At 62.5% G+C, this 14,510-nt stretch carries 13 protein-coding genes; 2 read left to right on the forward strand and 11 right to left on the reverse strand.

The window, feature by feature from the left end; translation table 11 throughout:
* Window positions 1-66: 66 nt before the first annotated feature.
* The 5 genes from IGS75_RS09385 to IGS75_RS09405 all read right to left on the reverse strand — a co-directional run bounded on the left by IGS75_RS09385 (window position 67) and on the right by IGS75_RS09405 (window position 5,662).
* Entirely contained in the window at window positions 67-486 is a 420-nt protein-coding gene (locus tag IGS75_RS09385) for a DUF1489 family protein (protein WP_202256673.1), read from the reverse strand.
* A gap of 26 nt (window positions 487-512) precedes the next feature.
* Window positions 513-1,613: a nucleoside hydrolase gene (locus IGS75_RS09390; RefSeq protein WP_202256674.1), complete on the reverse strand. Its 1,101-nt coding sequence runs from the start codon at window positions 1,611-1,613 to the stop codon at window positions 513-515.
* A gap of 36 nt (window positions 1,614-1,649) precedes the next feature.
* Window positions 1,650-2,813 carry a radical SAM family heme chaperone HemW gene (gene hemW / locus IGS75_RS09395; RefSeq protein WP_202258417.1) on the reverse strand — a complete coding sequence of 388 codons (1,164 nt, stop codon included), beginning with the start codon at window positions 2,811-2,813 and terminating at the stop codon, window positions 1,650-1,652.
* 11 nt (window positions 2,814-2,824) lie between these two features.
* A complete protein-coding gene (locus tag IGS75_RS09400) occupies window positions 2,825-4,852 on the reverse strand; it encodes a potassium transporter Kup (RefSeq protein ID WP_202256675.1) in 2,028 nt (675 codons plus the stop codon).
* A gap of 114 nt (window positions 4,853-4,966) precedes the next feature.
* Window positions 4,967-5,662: a YggS family pyridoxal phosphate-dependent enzyme gene (locus IGS75_RS09405; protein WP_202256676.1), complete on the reverse strand. Its 696-nt coding sequence runs from the start codon at window positions 5,660-5,662 to the stop codon at window positions 4,967-4,969.
* Window positions 5,663-5,737: 75 nt separating this feature from the next.
* Here IGS75_RS09405 and IGS75_RS09410 point away from each other — a divergent pair, with 75 nt between their 5' ends.
* Window positions 5,738-7,081 (forward strand): RsmB/NOP family class I SAM-dependent RNA methyltransferase, encoded by a 1,344-nt coding sequence (locus IGS75_RS09410; RefSeq protein ID WP_202256677.1) that lies wholly within the window; start codon window positions 5,738-5,740, stop codon window positions 7,079-7,081.
* A 46-nt stretch (window positions 7,082-7,127) separates the two neighbouring features.
* Here IGS75_RS09410 and IGS75_RS09415 read toward each other — a convergent pair whose 3' ends face one another.
* The 4 genes from IGS75_RS09415 to IGS75_RS09430 form a co-directional block, all read right to left on the reverse strand.
* A complete protein-coding gene (locus IGS75_RS09415; RefSeq protein ID WP_202256678.1) occupies window positions 7,128-8,174 on the reverse strand; it encodes an aldo/keto reductase in 1,047 nt (348 codons plus the stop codon).
* Between the two features lie 88 nt (window positions 8,175-8,262).
* Complete coding sequence (locus IGS75_RS09420; RefSeq protein WP_202256679.1) at window positions 8,263-9,879, reverse strand: ATP-binding protein; 1,617 nt, start codon at window positions 9,877-9,879, stop codon at window positions 8,263-8,265.
* A gap of 5 nt (window positions 9,880-9,884) precedes the next feature.
* Complete coding sequence (locus tag IGS75_RS09425) at window positions 9,885-10,610, reverse strand: response regulator (protein WP_141349526.1); 726 nt, start codon at window positions 10,608-10,610, stop codon at window positions 9,885-9,887.
* Between the two features lie 81 nt (window positions 10,611-10,691).
* Window positions 10,692-11,747, reverse strand: a complete 1,056-nt coding sequence (locus IGS75_RS09430; protein ID WP_141349528.1) for a cysteine synthase A — start codon at window positions 11,745-11,747, stop codon at window positions 10,692-10,694.
* 57 nt (window positions 11,748-11,804) lie between these two features.
* Here IGS75_RS09430 and IGS75_RS09435 point away from each other — a divergent pair, with 57 nt between their 5' ends.
* Window positions 11,805-12,233 carry a rhodanese-like domain-containing protein gene (locus tag IGS75_RS09435; RefSeq protein ID WP_202256680.1) on the forward strand — a complete coding sequence of 143 codons (429 nt, stop codon included), beginning with the start codon at window positions 11,805-11,807 and terminating at the stop codon, window positions 12,231-12,233.
* Here IGS75_RS09435 and IGS75_RS09440 read toward each other — a convergent pair.
* The gene (locus IGS75_RS09440) at window positions 12,209-13,129 is read right to left on the reverse strand and encodes a DUF2272 domain-containing protein (RefSeq protein WP_141349532.1); all 921 of its coding nucleotides are present in this window, start codon (window positions 13,127-13,129) and stop codon (window positions 12,209-12,211) included. The two genes, IGS75_RS09435 and IGS75_RS09440, sit on opposite strands and share 25 nt — an antisense overlap.
* A 204-nt stretch (window positions 13,130-13,333) precedes the next feature.
* Window positions 13,334-14,440: an S-methyl-5-thioribose-1-phosphate isomerase gene (mtnA, locus tag IGS75_RS09445; RefSeq protein ID WP_202256681.1), complete on the reverse strand. Its 1,107-nt coding sequence runs from the start codon at window positions 14,438-14,440 to the stop codon at window positions 13,334-13,336.
* Between the last annotated feature and the right edge of the window lie 70 nt (window positions 14,441-14,510).

Here is a 14,510-nt window from a genome sequence, read left to right on the forward strand (position 1 = left end):
GACGTTTCATGTCCCATTCCGTTCCCGGAATGCAGCAAAAATGAGGCAAGCCCCCGTCGGGGAAACTCAGATCAGGGCCAGCTCGGTCAGTTCGCGCCGCAGCTGGGGCGGAAGATTGGCAATTCCGTCCTGTATCAGGCTGTTGCCGAGGTCCGGCGGGGCGTCTTTGGGTTCCAGATAGCGCCAGCCCTGAAAGGGCCGCATGGGGCGGGGCTGGACCGGGATGATGTCATCGGACACGACAATCAGCGTACCCGTACTGCCATCCGCGCGCTGGCAGGATTCCAACCCGATGATTGGCTGGCGGCACAGGACCATGCCGTCCATCACGCGGTACAGCGAGCCACCATCCAGCACCTCTTCGGCCCGTTTGGGCATGGTGCGGGTCTGGACGGTGGCGTGGCCGTTAACGCGGTCGTGGTTCAGCCGCTCGCGCAGGACTTCAATACTCGGGCAGCCGACGGCCAGCTTGATGATGTTCAGCATAGTGTCGGATGCCCTCCTGTAAGCTTTTAGTGCGTGCCCATGGCGTTCTGGGACTGCGCGACGAACTCGTTGATGAAGCGCGTCTTGTCGATGGACTGCACGATCTTCACCTTGCGCAGATTAACGCCCTTCGGAGCTGTGGAATCCGGCCAGACATGGGCATGACCGTAATCCATCCCGTGTTCGATATTGACGTCCATGACGGCCGTGACGGACTTCGTGATCAGTGTGGGATCAACGGCGATGGCAGAAGTCAGTTCATCCCACAGCGGCAGAGGGGCCTGATACTTTTTCAGATAGTCCGTGACAGCATTGTGCTTTTCGTCGATGCGGTTGGCGATTTCAGGCGTCATCATGATGTCGTTCGAGACATTTCCGACGCAGGTGATGGAAGCCCACGGCGCGGTCAGGGCAATGCGGGCGGCTTCAGGGTCCATAATTAGGTTGAAGTCGGACGCGAAATCGGCATTGCCGGTGACGGACATCATGCTGGCATCAAGCAGACCGCCCATGAAGACAAGCTGTTTGGCGGTTGCGGCAAAAGTCGGGTCGATGCGGATGGCGAGCGCAAGATTTGTCAACGGACCGGCTGCAATGATCGTGACCTGATGCGGATGGGCATGAACTTCGCGGATCAGGAACATGGCGGCCGGGAGCGAATCGGCAGTGATATGGGGGGCACCTTCCGGCAGCTTGCCGACGGGGGGCTGCGTGGCCGGGACGTGTTCGATGGAGCCGAGGCCACCCCAGGCGCCTTTCCACGGAATGACACCAAACTGTTGTTCGCGCATTTTCGTCTCCGCGACGGTGTTGACCAGCGGCGTGGTGGCGCCATTGGCAACGGGGATCTGTGTCTGGTGGGTAATTTCCAGAAAGCGCAGGGCATGCGCCGTGCCTGCGTTCTCCCAGTCATCGCCGATAACGGAGGTCAGGCCGAGCAGCGTTACGCCGGGGCGGTTGAGCAGCGGGATGATGGCCTGGATGTTGGAGCCGCCCGGGCCGAGGTAGTCGTTGTCGAGTACGACATAGTTCGGAGCGGGGGTCGAAGCATGGGCAGCGTTCGCAGTGGCAAGCGGAGCCAGTACGGTGCAGGCGCCCAGAAGGGCAGAGAGAATGGGTCGGCGCATGGTCTCTTCCAGATGGATTAAGCCCGGATCATGCCCTCAAGTGACGAGGCGCGCCAGTATCGCTTCAAGACGAAGCCGTCCTTCGCCGGTCGCGCGTAGGATACCGCTGTCCCGTTCGAGATAGTTTTCCTCGATGCAGGCTTCAAGCAAAGCAGGGTCCACACAATCCAGAAGTGCGCGGCCCGTGCGGGCGGCGAAGGCCGCCTCGTCGATGCCTTCGGACAGACGCAGGCCCATCAGCAGGGCTTCGCGGCCTTTTTCTTCCGGCGCGAGCAGGGTTTCTTCGGTACTGCCAGAGCCGGTCTTTTCCACCCGGTCGGCCCAGGGTTCGGGCGCACGATGACGGCGGGTGGCGTAAAGTTCCCCGTCCAGCGTCAGGCGTCCATGAGCGCCGGGGCCAATGCCGATGTAATCCGCATAGCGCCAGTAGGTCAGGTTATGCCGGCTTTCTGCACCGGGGCGGGTATAGTTGGAGACTTCGTAGGGTAGCAGACCGTGACGGGCGGCAATGTCGCCGGTCAGGTCATAGAGGCGTGCGGCGGTGTCCTCGTCGGGCAAGGTTAGTTCGCCGCGCCGGTGCATGGCTTCGAACTTCGTGCCCGGTTCGATGGTGAGCTGATACAGCGACAGGTGATCGGCCACGAGGTCGAGTGCTGTGGTCAGCTCGTCCGTCCAGTCGGCATCGCTCTGGCCGGGGCGGGCGTAGATCAGATCGAAGGAAGTGCGTGGGAACAGGGTTCGGGCAGTTTCGAGTGCGCGGATGGCCTGTGTGGCGGAGTGTTCGCGGCCAAGCTTGTGCAGCGCATCGTCCCGCAGGCTCTGTACGCCGAGCGACACCCGATTGACCCCGGCCTGACGAAACGCCGCGAATTTTCCGGCTTCGACGCTGGTTGGATTGGCTTCGAGCGTGATTTCCAGATCGTCCTGTGCGTCGAACAGGCGGTGTGCGTCCTCGATCAGGGCGGCGACGGTTTCGGGCGCCATGAGCGACGGCGTGCCCCCGCCGAAAAAGATCGAACGCAGGGGACGTCTGACGCCATCGCGCGTCAGGCGGGCGGCATCATGGGCCAGTTCACGGCGCAGGGCTGCGGCGAAGCGCTGCTGCGGGATCACGTCCCGGACATGGGAGTTGAAATCGCAGTAGGGGCACTTCGCCAGACAGAACGGCCAGTGAATGTAGAGGGAAAGCGGCTCAGCCAAAGGACGGGAGGTCAAATGGCGATCCGGACGCCGAATTCCACCACGCGGTCAGGCGGGATGCGCAGGAACTCGGTCGTGGAGGCCGCATTGCGCTGGAGCAGGAGGAAGATCCACATGCGCCAGAGCTGCATCTTCGGCACGCGGGAGCGGACGACGAGTTCATGGGACGTGAAATAGGAGGCCTGAATGGCGTCGAAGGCCACGCCGAGCGCGTTCAGTTCCAGCAGCGCGCGGGGCAGGTTGGGCATCTCCATGAAGCCGTAGCGGACGATGACGCGGTGAATGTTGGGGGCCAGTTCCTGAATGATGGCGCGGTGGCCGCGCTCGGCTTCCGGCTGGTCAAGGTTCTGGACCGTCACGAACAGGATGTGATCGTGCAGGACCTTGTTGTGCTTGAGGTTATGTAGCAGCGAATTCGGCACGATGTCGGGGTTGGCAGTCAGGAAAACGGCCAGACCAGGGACGCGGATCGTGCGGGACTGAGGCAGACGCGCGAGGAAGGAGCCCATCGGCATGGAATCCGCCTGCTGGCGTGCAGCGATGAGGCTGCGGCCGCGCTTCCAGGTGGTCATGATGATGGTGCTGATGATGCCGATTGCGAGCGGGACCCATCCGCCATCGGGGATCTTGAGCACGTTTGCGGAGAAGAAAATGCTGTCCACGATGAAGAAGAAGCCGAAGACGATCGCGACCGTAGCGGTCTTCCATTTGAAAACGCGGCGGAACACCACCATGGCCAGCACGCAGGTGCACAGGAACGTGCCGGTCACAGCAATGCCGTAAGCCGCAGCGAGGGCCGAGGATGAGCGGAAGGAAAGGACCAGAACCAGCGCACCGAAGGCCAGAATCCAGTTCAGCGAGGGCAGATAGATCTGTGCTTCCTCGGATGCGTTGGTGTGCATGATGCGGGTGCGGGGCAGGTAGCCGAGCTGGATGAGCTGGCGGCACAGCGAGAAGCTGCCCGAGATACCGGCCTGCGAGGCGATCACGGTTGCGAAGGTCGCAAGGATCAGCATCGGGATCTGCGCCCAGTGCGGCACCAGAAGATAAAACGGATTGGACAGGGCGTGCGGATTATGAATCAGCAGGGCGGCCTGTCCGAAATAGTTCAGTGTCAGCGACGGCAGGACGAAGAACAGCCAGGCCTTGCGGATCGGGGCGCGTCCGAAGTGGCCCATATCGGCGTAAAGGGCCTCGGCACCTGTGACGGACAGCACGACCGAGCCGAGTGCGATGAACGACAGATAGCCGTGCATGGCGATAAATTCGAGCGCGAAGGTCGGAGACAGGGCGAGCAGGATATGGGGATAGAGGAGAATGCCCTTGACCCCGAGAATGGCGAGTACGCTGAACCAGCAGATCATGATCGGCCCGAAAGCCTTGCCGATCTTCCCTGTGCCCAGAACCTGGACCGAGAACAGGGCGATGAGGACGATCATGGCCAGTGGAATGATGATGTGACTGGCCGAGGGAACGGAAGTTTCAATACCCTCCACAGCCGAAAGTACGGAAATCGCCGGGGTAATGATGCTGTCACCAAAGAACAGACAGGTGCCTGCAATACCCACGAGGCCGAAGAGCCATCGGAAATGCTGTGATTTACACACGCGCTGGGCCAGGGACATGAGCGCGATGATGCCGCCTTCGCCATCATGATCCGCCCTCATGATGAGGATAACGTATTTGATGGTGACGATGAGCATCAGCGCCCAGAAGGTCAGGCTGGCGAGCCCCATGATTTCCCAGGGCTGGGCCGGCGCCTTCGGCGAACTGACGATGCTAACCGAGGATTGCAGGGCATAGAGCGGGCTTGTGCCGATATCGCCATAGACCACCCCCAGAACCGCGAGCAGGGCGCCCATGCCGGCGGGACGCTTATGGCCCGAGCCTTCTTCTCCACCGCCGATTTCGTGGGTGTGTCCCTCCGAACGTGCCTGCTCGATCGTTTGCACGATTTCGGCGGATTCGTTGGGAATTCCTACGCCATGAGGAGAATTGGAGGCGCGGTCACCGTCATGTTCAGACATTGCTGGTTCCATTTACGGGCGTCAGTAGAATGCCGTCATCTCCTGTCGCAGCGCTCGTCAAGCGCGCTCCACATCACGGCAACTTCCCCTCATGACAAGATTTCTGCGACGGACGCAAGCCGCGTGTCAGGATTGTGGCGCGGGGCGGCTTCCGAAAATGGCAGTCCCGACCCGGACCAGCGTGGCATTTTCTGCAATGGCTTCCTCAAAATCCGCCGACATACCCATCGACAGTACCGGTAACCCGTGACGCTGGCCCATCTGGCGCAGGAGACGGAAATGCGGAGCGGGGTCCTCGCCTTCAGGGGGAATGCACATCAGCCCACGGATTTTCGGACCAAACCGTTCGAGCGAGGCTTCGATGAAAGCATTCGCCTCCTCGCGCGGAACACCGGATTTCTGGGGTTCGTCGCCGGTGTTGACCTGCACGAGCAGCTCGGGAAGGCGCCCGGCTTTTTGTGCACCCTTTTCGATGGAGGCGGACAGGGACGGGCGGTCGAGGCTCTCGATCATGTCGGCGATCTGGCAGGCTTCGGCCGCCTTGTTGGTCTGAAGTCCGCCGATGATATGCAGCCGCAGGTCGGGCCAGCGCTTCCGGAGCTCAGGAAATTTCGAGGCGGCTTCCTGCACGCGGTTCTCGCCGAACAGGCGCTGTCCGGCGTTCAGGGCCGCCTCCACGCTCTCGATCGGATGAAATTTGCTGACGGCGACGAGGGAGACATCGCCTGCCGCACGTCCGGCCTGTTCGCAGGCCCGGGTAATGCGGTTGCAGATAGCGGCAAGGTTCCCGCTGATAAGGGTTTGGGCAGTAAGATCGGACATGCCCGGAGAAGACGCCATTGCGTCCGTGGCCGCAAGATGCGATTTCGGCAGGATGCGAGAGATCGATAGCCTGTCATGACCCAGACTCCTTCCAACACGTCACCCCGCAATCCGGCCTCCAAAACCCGGAAGGGCGGACCACGCCGCCCTCAGGGAGGCCGTACGCCACCGAGCCGTCCCGCGCCTGATCCGACGCGCGATCTGGCCTTTGATATCGTCTGTGGCGTAGTCGAGCATCGCCGGATGCTGGAGACGACGCTGGATCGTGCTGGCGCGATGGACGCACGCGACCGTGCGTCCGCGCACCGTCTGGCGGCAACGACCCTGCGTCATCTCGGTAGCATGACCGAACTGCTCCAGCCCCTGCTGCGGCGTGAACCGCCTGAGCCGGTGCGTTGTGCGCTGCTCATGGGCGTGGCGCAGCTTCTCCATCTTGAGACACCGCCTCATGCAGCCGTGGGCACGATCGTGGACCTGCTTCGCCGTCGAGGTCTGGCACCTTTCGCGGGGCTGGCCAACGCCGTCCTGCGGCGTGTCGCGCGTGAAGGGCAGGACCTTCTCGACGGTCTGGACGAGGACCGGCTGGATGTGCCGCCCTGGCTGTGGAGCGCGTGGGGCAAGCGGGCGCGGGCGATTTCGCGCGGTCTGCATCGTGAAGCCCCTCTGGATCTGACACTACGCCCGGGTGCGGTCGCACCGGAAGGCGGCGAAATGCTGCCGACGGGCTCCGTCCGCTATCCGGCCGGGACGCGCATTACGGCGCTCGAAGGGTTCGAGGACGGCGCGTTCTGGGCGCAGGACGTCGCGGCGACGATGCCGGTAAAGCTGATGGGCGATGTGTCGGGCAAAACCGTCGTCGATCTCTGTGCGGCTCCGGGCGGCAAGACGGCGCAGCTTGCAACGGCAGGCGCGCAGGTCGTGGCGGTTGAGCGTGAGGAAGCGCGGGCAAAGCGGCTTGAGGAAAATATCGCGCGCCTGAAGCTCTCGGCGAAGACGGTTGTGGCTGATGCTGCCACATGGCGTCCGGACGCTCCGGTGGACATGGTTCTGCTCGACGCACCGTGCTCCGCAACGGGCACGCTGCGTCGTCATCCGGACGTGCTGTGGATCAAGCGCCCCCGCGATGTGACGGCGCTGGCGGAAGGTCAGGATACGCTGATTGATGCTGCGCATGACATGCTCAAGCCAGGCGGCGTGCTGCTTTATGCCGTCTGCTCGCTTCAGGACGAGGAGGGGCCGGAGCGGATCAAGGCGGCGATTGCGCGCGGTGGCTGGAAGTTCGATCCGTTTTCGGAAGCGGAACTCGCCGATATGGCCGTTGCCCGGACATGGGACGGGATGTTTCGCACCCATCCGGGCCTTTGGAGTGAACTTGGCGGCATGGACGGCTTCTTTGCCGCGCGTCTGATCAAGGTCTAAGGCCGGTCGGCATCGGGAATGTCTCCCGATGCCGGATGTGCTGCCTTCAGGGCGCCGGGTTGGAGTGAACCTGATGGATGGCGTTGATCTTCTCTTCCAGCTCAGGCGTGATGACGACATCTGTTGCACCGAGAATGGTGCGGAGCTGATCGACGCTGGTGGCGCCAATGATGTTGGACGTCACGAACGGGCGTGAGGTGACGAACGCGATCGCGAGCTGGGTGGGGTCGATCCCTTCCTCACGGGCGAGGGCGTGATAGGCCAGAATAGCATCGTCAACGCCGGGCTTTTCGTAACGCTGGCCACGGTTGAACAGTGTGGTGCGGGCCCCGGCGGGGCGGGCGCCGTTCAGATATTTCCCGGTCAGGTAGCCTTGCGCGAGCGGGGAATACGCCAGCAGTCCGACCTTCTCGTGAAGCGCCATTTCGGCAAGACCGATCTCGAAGGTCCGGTTGATCAGGTTATAGGCATTCTGGATTGACGCGACGCGCGGCAGGCCCGTGCGGGAGGCTTCCAGAAATTTCGAGACACCCCACGCGGTCTCGTTGGAGAGGCCGACATGGCGGATTTTGCCTTCAGCCACGAGATCGCCGAGCACGCCAAGCGTGTCTTCGAAAGGAACGGCGGAGTCTTCCGGCAGGTCGCGGAAGGTCGTGCCACCTTCACCGAACAGGCCGATTTTCCGGTCGGGCCAGTGGAGCTGGTAGAGATCGATGTAGTCGGTGCCGAGGCGGCGCAGGGAGCCTTCGAGTGCGTAGCGGATCTGACGCGGGGTCAGGCGTGCTTCCTCGCCCTCGGGGCGGAACCACGGCATGGCTGTCCGTCCGACGACCTTGCTGGCGATGACGAGGCGGTCACGGCCGCCGTGTGCTTTCAGCCAGCTTCCGATGATGGTTTCAGTCGCGCCCTGCGTCTCGGCGCGGGGCGGGATGGAATAGAGTTCGGCGGTGTCGATGAAATTGATGCCGTGGTCCAGCGCCATGTCGAGCTGGGCGTGCCCCTCGGTTTCGGTGTTCTGCTGACCGAAGGTCATGGTGCCGAGGCAGATTTCACTGACGGCAATGCCGGTGCGGCCAAGTTCACGCTGTTTCATGGAAAAGACCTGATCAGAAAGATGGGGAAGTCTCTAGCATGGACAGAGCCGGGCTATTGATCAAGGCGGGGTTCTGTCCATGTCCTGCTTATGGAGCCAGCGTGACGATCACGCGCAAGCCCTTGTCGGCACGGTTTTCAAGGCGGACATCACCGCCCTGACCGTGCAGAATGGTCCGGGCAATAGCCAGACCAAGGCCGGTTCCGCCGGTTTCACGGTTGCGGCTGCTCTCGATGCGAACGAAAGGTTCGAACACGCGGTCCAGCTCGTTTTCAGGCAGGCCGGGACCATTATCCTCGATCAGGATGCGGACCGCATTGCCTTTTTCGCCGGAATAGGTGGCCGGAATGAGCGTGACGTGGGCGTCTCCGCCATATTTCAGGGCATTGAGGATCAGGTTGTTCAGCGCGCGTTTCAGCGCGACTGACCGGGCCTTGATGCGGACGGGCACATTGGGCGGTTCGTAGAACAGGTCGTCGGCCTTGTCCGGCAGGCTCTCGGCGGCTTCATCCATGATGGTCTGGAGCAGGGCGCGCAGGTCCAGCGTGACGATGGGCTCAGCGGAGGCGCTGTCGCGTCCGAAGGCCAGCGTGGCGGAAACCATGGCTTCCATCTCGTCCAGATCGGCCAGAACCTTGTTGCGGAGTGCGTCGTCGTCAATGAATTCGGCGCGCAGTTTCAGGCGCGTGATCGGCGTGCGGAGGTCATGGCCGATGGCGGTCAGCATGAGCGTGCGGTCGGTTACGAAACGGCGGATGCGCGTGGCCATCGTATTGAAGGCAATCGCGGCACGTCGAATTTCGGAAGGGCCGTTTTCAGGCAGGGCTGCGGTGTTGACGTCCCGGCCCAGTGCCTCGGCGGCGTTGGCAAGCGTCGTGACGGGTGCGATCAGGCGTCGTGTGGCCCAGACGATCATTGCACTGCCAGCAATCGACATGACGAGGAAGGCGATCAGGAAAGTCGGGGAGCCGAACGGATTGGGCAGGGGAGTGACGAAACGCACCACGAGCCAGCAGTCCCGGTCAGGCAGGAGGATCGAGGTCGAACGCGTGCGCATTTTCTGCCCGATCAGGACCTTGCGTGGATAGAGCGACGATGGCAGGAGCGCCCAGCGCATGAAGGGCGGCATATCGTGGCGCCATATAGCGCCAGGCAAGTGGGGGGCGCCGTTCGGGTGCTCGGCATCCGCGCGTTCGCTATCCGCGTGGTCGGCAGGAAAATGAAACTCCGGTCCTGGTCCGCCGCCCATTGGGCCCATCGGTCCGGGACCAGGGCCGGGAAATCCTGGCCCCCCCATGTCGGGGCCAGGGTGTGCACCGCCCGGATCCATCGGGCCGGGAGGCGGAAATCCTTCATGGCCCTGCGGGTCTTCATGCAAACGATGCAGGAAAGACGGTGACGTCAGCGCCGGGAATGGGATTTCATGCCCCTCGATCAGTGGGTCTGGCTCTTTGAGAAGCAGGACTGTGATGTTGGAGGGGCCGTGCAGGTCTTCGATCGTGTCGTGACGGTCGGCGGGTTTGGCTTCCGCGACCGCACGGTAGATCGAAAAGACCTGGACCTGCTCTTCATGGAGCTGACTGCGCTCTTCCAGGTCAAAGCGATCCAGCGCGTGGATTCCGAGCCCTGCCGCTTCCACGACCGCAAGGCCTACGATCAGCAGAAGGCTGGTCCGGGCAACAAGAGACCGTGGCAGGATGTGCATCGGGTTCAGAGACGCTCTACTTCCGCTGCGAGCACGTAGCCGCCGCCACGGACCGTCTTGATGACCTGCGCATTGCGCCCGTCATCTTCGAGCTTGCGGCGCAGGCGGCTGATGGCCACGTCGATCGCGCGGTCGAACGGCCCGGCCTGACGGCCGCGCAGCAGTTCGAGCAGCATGTCGCGTGTCAGGACGCGGTTGGCACGTTCGAGCAGCGCCATCAGTAGATCGTACTCGCCACCCGTGAGGGAAACTTCCGCCCCGTCCGGGTTCAGAAGACGGCGGCGCACGGGGTCGAGGCACCAGCCGGCGAAATGGATCTTGCGGGTATCGGCGGCCTGACGCTTGTCTTCCACATCGACTGTCCGGCGCAGTACGGCGCGGATACGGGCCAGAAGTTCACGCGGATTGAATGGCTTGGCGACATAATCGTCCGCACCGAATTCGAGGCCAATGATCCGGTCGGTTTCATCGCTCATGGCGGTGAGCATGATGATGGGGACATTGTCCTGCGAACGCAGCCAGCGTGCGACTTCAAGACCACTTTCGCCGGGCAGCATCAGGTCCAGCACCACCAATTGGTAATGCCCGTTGGCCCAGGCTTTGCGCGCCTCGCGGGAATCACGGGCGGCCGTGACGCGGAAATGGTTGCGCTCAAGGAACTGGCTCAGCAGTTCGCGGATTTCGCGGTCATCATCCACGACCAGAAGATGGGGCAGTGTTTCCGTGCTCATGACCAGAGGCCTTTCAGGAATGCTGTGACCGCGTTCGGACTGCGTGTGCCGCCCCCGAGAAGGGACGGCACTGCGGCGATGTTAGGCCAGCCAAGGCGGAACAGGCAGGTTTTTCGCACGCAGGAACTCCGGGTTGAACAGCTTGGACTGATATCGGGCACCACCGTCGCACAGAATTGTAACAATCGTATGTCCGGGACCAAGTCTGCGTGCCGTCCGGATCGCTGCGGCCACATTGATGCCCGACGATCCCCCCACCGACAGTCCTTCTTCAGATGTCAGGGAGAAGATCTGTTCCAGCGCTTCGGCATCGGGAATGCGTTCGGCATCGTCTGGAGCCGAGCCTTCAAGATTGGCCGTCACACGACCCTGTCCGATGCCCTCGGTGATGGAGCCGCCCGTGATGGTGAGGTCATTGGATTTGACCCAGCCATAAAGCGCGGAGCCTTCCGGATCAGCCAGGACGATACGCGGGGCTGTCTTCCCGGCAGCCTGCGCCTGATCGCGCAGTCCCAGCGCAATTCCGGCCAGCGTGCCGCCGGTGCCGCAGGCGCAGGTGAAGGCATCGACCTTACCACCCGTCTGCTCCCAGATCTCGCGCGCGGTGGTGGCACGATGGCCCTCCCGGTTGGCGGTGTTGTCGAACTGGTTGGCCCAGAACCCGCCGATCTCTTCGGCCAGGCGGCGCGAGACGTGAACATAGTTGCCCGGATCGCGATACGGCTTGGCTGGCACGAGCCGCAGATCGGCGCCGATCATGCGCAGGAAGTCCAGCTTCTCACGGCTCTGTGTTTCCGGCACGACGATCACGGCCTTGCAGCCGACAGCATGGGCGACCAGTGTGAGGCCGATTCCCGTATTGCCTGCCGTTCCCTCCACGACCGTCCCGCCGGGCTTCAGCGCTCCGCTTTTCAGCGCGTCCTCGATGATTGCCAGGGCAGCACGATCCTTGACGGAGCCGCCCGGGTTCATGAACTCGGCCTTGCCATAGATGTCGCATCCCGTTTCCTCCGAGGCGCGTCTGAGGCGGATGAGGGGGGTACCCCCGATTGCGGCGGTCATGCCCGGAGAGACGGCCTGCCACCCCTTCGTAGGGAGCTGGGCGCTGGTTTGGTGGTTTGGGGAGATGTCAGTCATAGTTCACTCCTGTGTTGGGTGAATTATAGAACGCGTTTTGGAAGGATGAGGAAGAGCATGAAGGTCCTGACGGCAAGACAGGCATGGGAAATGCTTGAAAAAGACCCTGAAAATGCCACCGGGAATGCTGATAAAGTCGCGCCGCGTCCCGTTCTGGTGGATGTCCGGACACCGCCGGAATGGATGCATGTGGGACTGCCGGATGCCGACGCGATGACCGCGCCGCTCCTATGCATCACCTGGCAGCCGGATCGTCAGCAGGAGTTCGTGGAAGCGCTGCTTGAAGCCATCCCCGATCAGCAGATACCGCTGCTGTTCCTTTGCCGGTCGGGGGTGCGTTCGCATCATGCTTCACTTCTGGCGGAAAACGCCGGTTATGCAGATGTCAGCAATATCGTAGACGGATTCGAAGACCAGCACGGCCCCGGCAAGGGCTGGCGCTCCAGCGGATTGCCGTCCTCTTACATGCCGCTGTCGGGTTCCTGATCCGCGTCGTAATGAACTTCCAGAACGGCACACCAGGGATAGCGGCTGTCATAGCTGTGGCCTGAGCCATCGGCGATCATGCCGTTGGCATCTGTGGGAACATGGGTGAGGGCCACGGCATCGTCCACATTGCCGCCGACGATGCTCAACTCATGACCAAAGGGTTGGGCGTTCTGGTTCGTCGCTGACACAATGCCGCAATGGGCCGGAAAGCCGTAGCTGGTGGGCAGCATGGAAAAGGTGACGGTCTTGCTGCGGCCTCGGCCGACGCAGATCAGGTCGCCGATCTTCGGGGCATAGGTGCCCGGGTCATGGGCCGTAACACCACTGGACTGCCCGCTGGCAGCGGCGTTGATGTAGGTCGAGTGATTGGGCGAATACGGGAAGCGGCCGTTGGCCCCGGCTACCCGCATCACATAGGAAATGAAAGCCGCGGACCAAGCGTAATGGCCGTCATGTTCGATCTCGAAACGGGTGCCCTGGGAGTCTGTCTTGCCCGTCCAGCCAACTTCCGTCTCGTATGGGTCCTGCCCGATCCACCAGTACTCACCAATGCGCTGCCACAGGCCGGGAAGGCGTTCGGGCTTCAGTGCAGCATCGGTGGGTTCGGGCCTGTCTTCGGGGTTATCGTCCGAAACGGGGGAGCCGAACATCCGCCATTCGCGCAGGGCGATGGCAGCGACGTCCTGCCGGTTGAACGGTTCGAAATTGCGGGTGGCGAAATCCGGGACGTGGCTGTCATAGCCCACCGGACCAGTGGTTCCGTTCGCATACTGGGCGTTCGGCGTGCTGGCCGGGTACGTGCGGACACTCTGCTGGCTGGAACATGCAGCCAGTGCGAGCAGGGCGGCCGTAGCAGCCGCTCGCCTGAAAATATGCGAATCTGGCACTGTCATCCTCGTTGGGGGATCTGTTTCCCAGGCTGAATGAAGGGCCAAGACGACCGGGGCGTCAAGGATGAGCGTTCAGAGGGGCATGGCTGGCTGTATTGGCCACCATGATTTTCGTACAGGCTTTCTCAAGCGGTGCCAGGCCCGATCCCCCGCAGACCGGACCAGCGATGGGTATTGCATAGTCCCGGTCCCGGCAGGAGGGCCTCGTCAGAGGGCTTCTGTCTGTTCGGGAAAGAGGGACTGCAGTCCAGCCTCGGATGCATCACAGCGGCCGCGTTCGGTGATGAGACCCGTCACGAGCCGCGCAGGTGTTACGTCGAAAGCGGGGTTTGCCGCCGGGCTGCCCTGTGGCGCAATCCGCACGCGGCCGGCTTCCCCGTTGCTGTCTAGCCCCGTCATGAACAGGACTTCGTCCGGACTGCGTTCCTCGATGGGGATTTCCTTTACGCCATCGCGGACGCGCCAGTCGATGGTGGAGGACGGCAGGGCCACCCAGAACGGAACATTGTTGTCATGGGCGGCCAGCGCCTTGAGATACGTACCGATCTTGTTGGCGACATCACCCTGAGCGGTCACGCGGTCTGTGCCGACAATGACCATGTCAACACGCCCGGCCTGCATGTAATGGCCGCCAGCATTGTCAGCGATCACGGTATGCGGGACACCGTGGCTGCCAAGTTCCCATGCGGTCAGGAGGCTGCCCTGATTGCGGGGGCGTGTTTCGTCCACCCAGACGTGAACAGGGATACCTTCGTCATGGGCCATGTAAATCGGGGCAAGGGCAGTGCCCCAGTCTACGGTCGCGATCCAGCCGGCATTGCAGTGGGTTAGCAGGTTCACCTGTCCCTGACGGCCCTTGCGCTCCCAGATCTCGCGGATCAGTTCCAGCCCGTGACGGCCGATGGCCTCATTGACCTGCACGTCCTCATCGCAGATTGAATCGGCCTCGACATAACCTGTCGCTACGCGTTCTGTCGGCGGGACGGCTTTGAGGTGCGTCACCATCCGCTCGATGGCCCAGCGCAGGTTGATGGCCGTCGGGCGTGTGGCCACCAGAAAGGCCGCGGCCTTTTCCAGAGCCTCGTCCGACGCATCGTCCTGAAGTGCAAAAACCAGACCATAGGCCGCAACCGCCCCGATCAGCGGCGCGCCACGCACCTGCATGCTGGTGATGGCGTCAGCGACGGCGCCCACATCCCGAAGCTCCAGGAGTTCCACGTTCCAGGGAAAGCGGGTCTGGTCGAAAATCCGGATGCTGCTCGCATCGTCGGAAGGGCGCCAGAGACTGCGATAGGAAATGCCGTTGATTTTCAAGGGAACGCTCCTTGCGGACGGAAAAGGAGGGTGAGTCGCTGAGCGGGCCGCAGCACTAATGGCACGCGTG

Origin of the sequence: Gluconobacter sphaericus, from assembly GCF_016757795.1 — a bacterium.
Taxonomy (GTDB): Bacteria; Pseudomonadota; Alphaproteobacteria; order Acetobacterales; family Acetobacteraceae; genus Gluconobacter; species Gluconobacter sphaericus.

Bases quoted from the DNA above. Each gene is read 5' to 3' on its own strand.
- IGS75_RS09415 (WP_202256678.1), bottom strand. From the start codon at position 8,174: ATGAAACAGCGTGAACTTGGCCGCACCGGCATTGCCGTCAGTGAAATC.
- IGS75_RS09390 (WP_202256674.1), bottom strand. From the start codon at position 1,613: ATGCGCCGACCCATTCTCTCTGCCCTTCTGGGCGCCTGCACCGTACTG.
- IGS75_RS09440 (WP_141349532.1), bottom strand. From the start codon at position 13,129: ATGACAGTGCCAGATTCGCATATTTTCAGGCGAGCGGCTGCTACGGCC.
- IGS75_RS09400 (WP_202256675.1), bottom strand. From the start codon at position 4,852: ATGGAACCAGCAATGTCTGAACATGACGGTGACCGCGCCTCCAATTCT.
- IGS75_RS09430 (WP_141349528.1), bottom strand. From the start codon at position 11,747: ATGACTGACATCTCCCCAAACCACCAAACCAGCGCCCAGCTCCCTACG.
- IGS75_RS09425 (WP_141349526.1), bottom strand. From the start codon at position 10,610: ATGAGCACGGAAACACTGCCCCATCTTCTGGTCGTGGATGATGACCGC.
- IGS75_RS09385 (WP_202256673.1), bottom strand. From the start codon at position 486: ATGCTGAACATCATCAAGCTGGCCGTCGGCTGCCCGAGTATTGAAGTC.
- IGS75_RS09435 (WP_202256680.1), top strand. From the start codon at position 11,805: ATGAAGGTCCTGACGGCAAGACAGGCATGGGAAATGCTTGAAAAAGAC.
- IGS75_RS09420 (WP_202256679.1), bottom strand. From the start codon at position 9,879: ATGCACATCCTGCCACGGTCTCTTGTTGCCCGGACCAGCCTTCTGCTG.
- IGS75_RS09410 (WP_202256677.1), top strand. From the start codon at position 5,738: ATGACCCAGACTCCTTCCAACACGTCACCCCGCAATCCGGCCTCCAAA.
- IGS75_RS09405 (WP_202256676.1), bottom strand. From the start codon at position 5,662: ATGTCCGATCTTACTGCCCAAACCCTTATCAGCGGGAACCTTGCCGCT.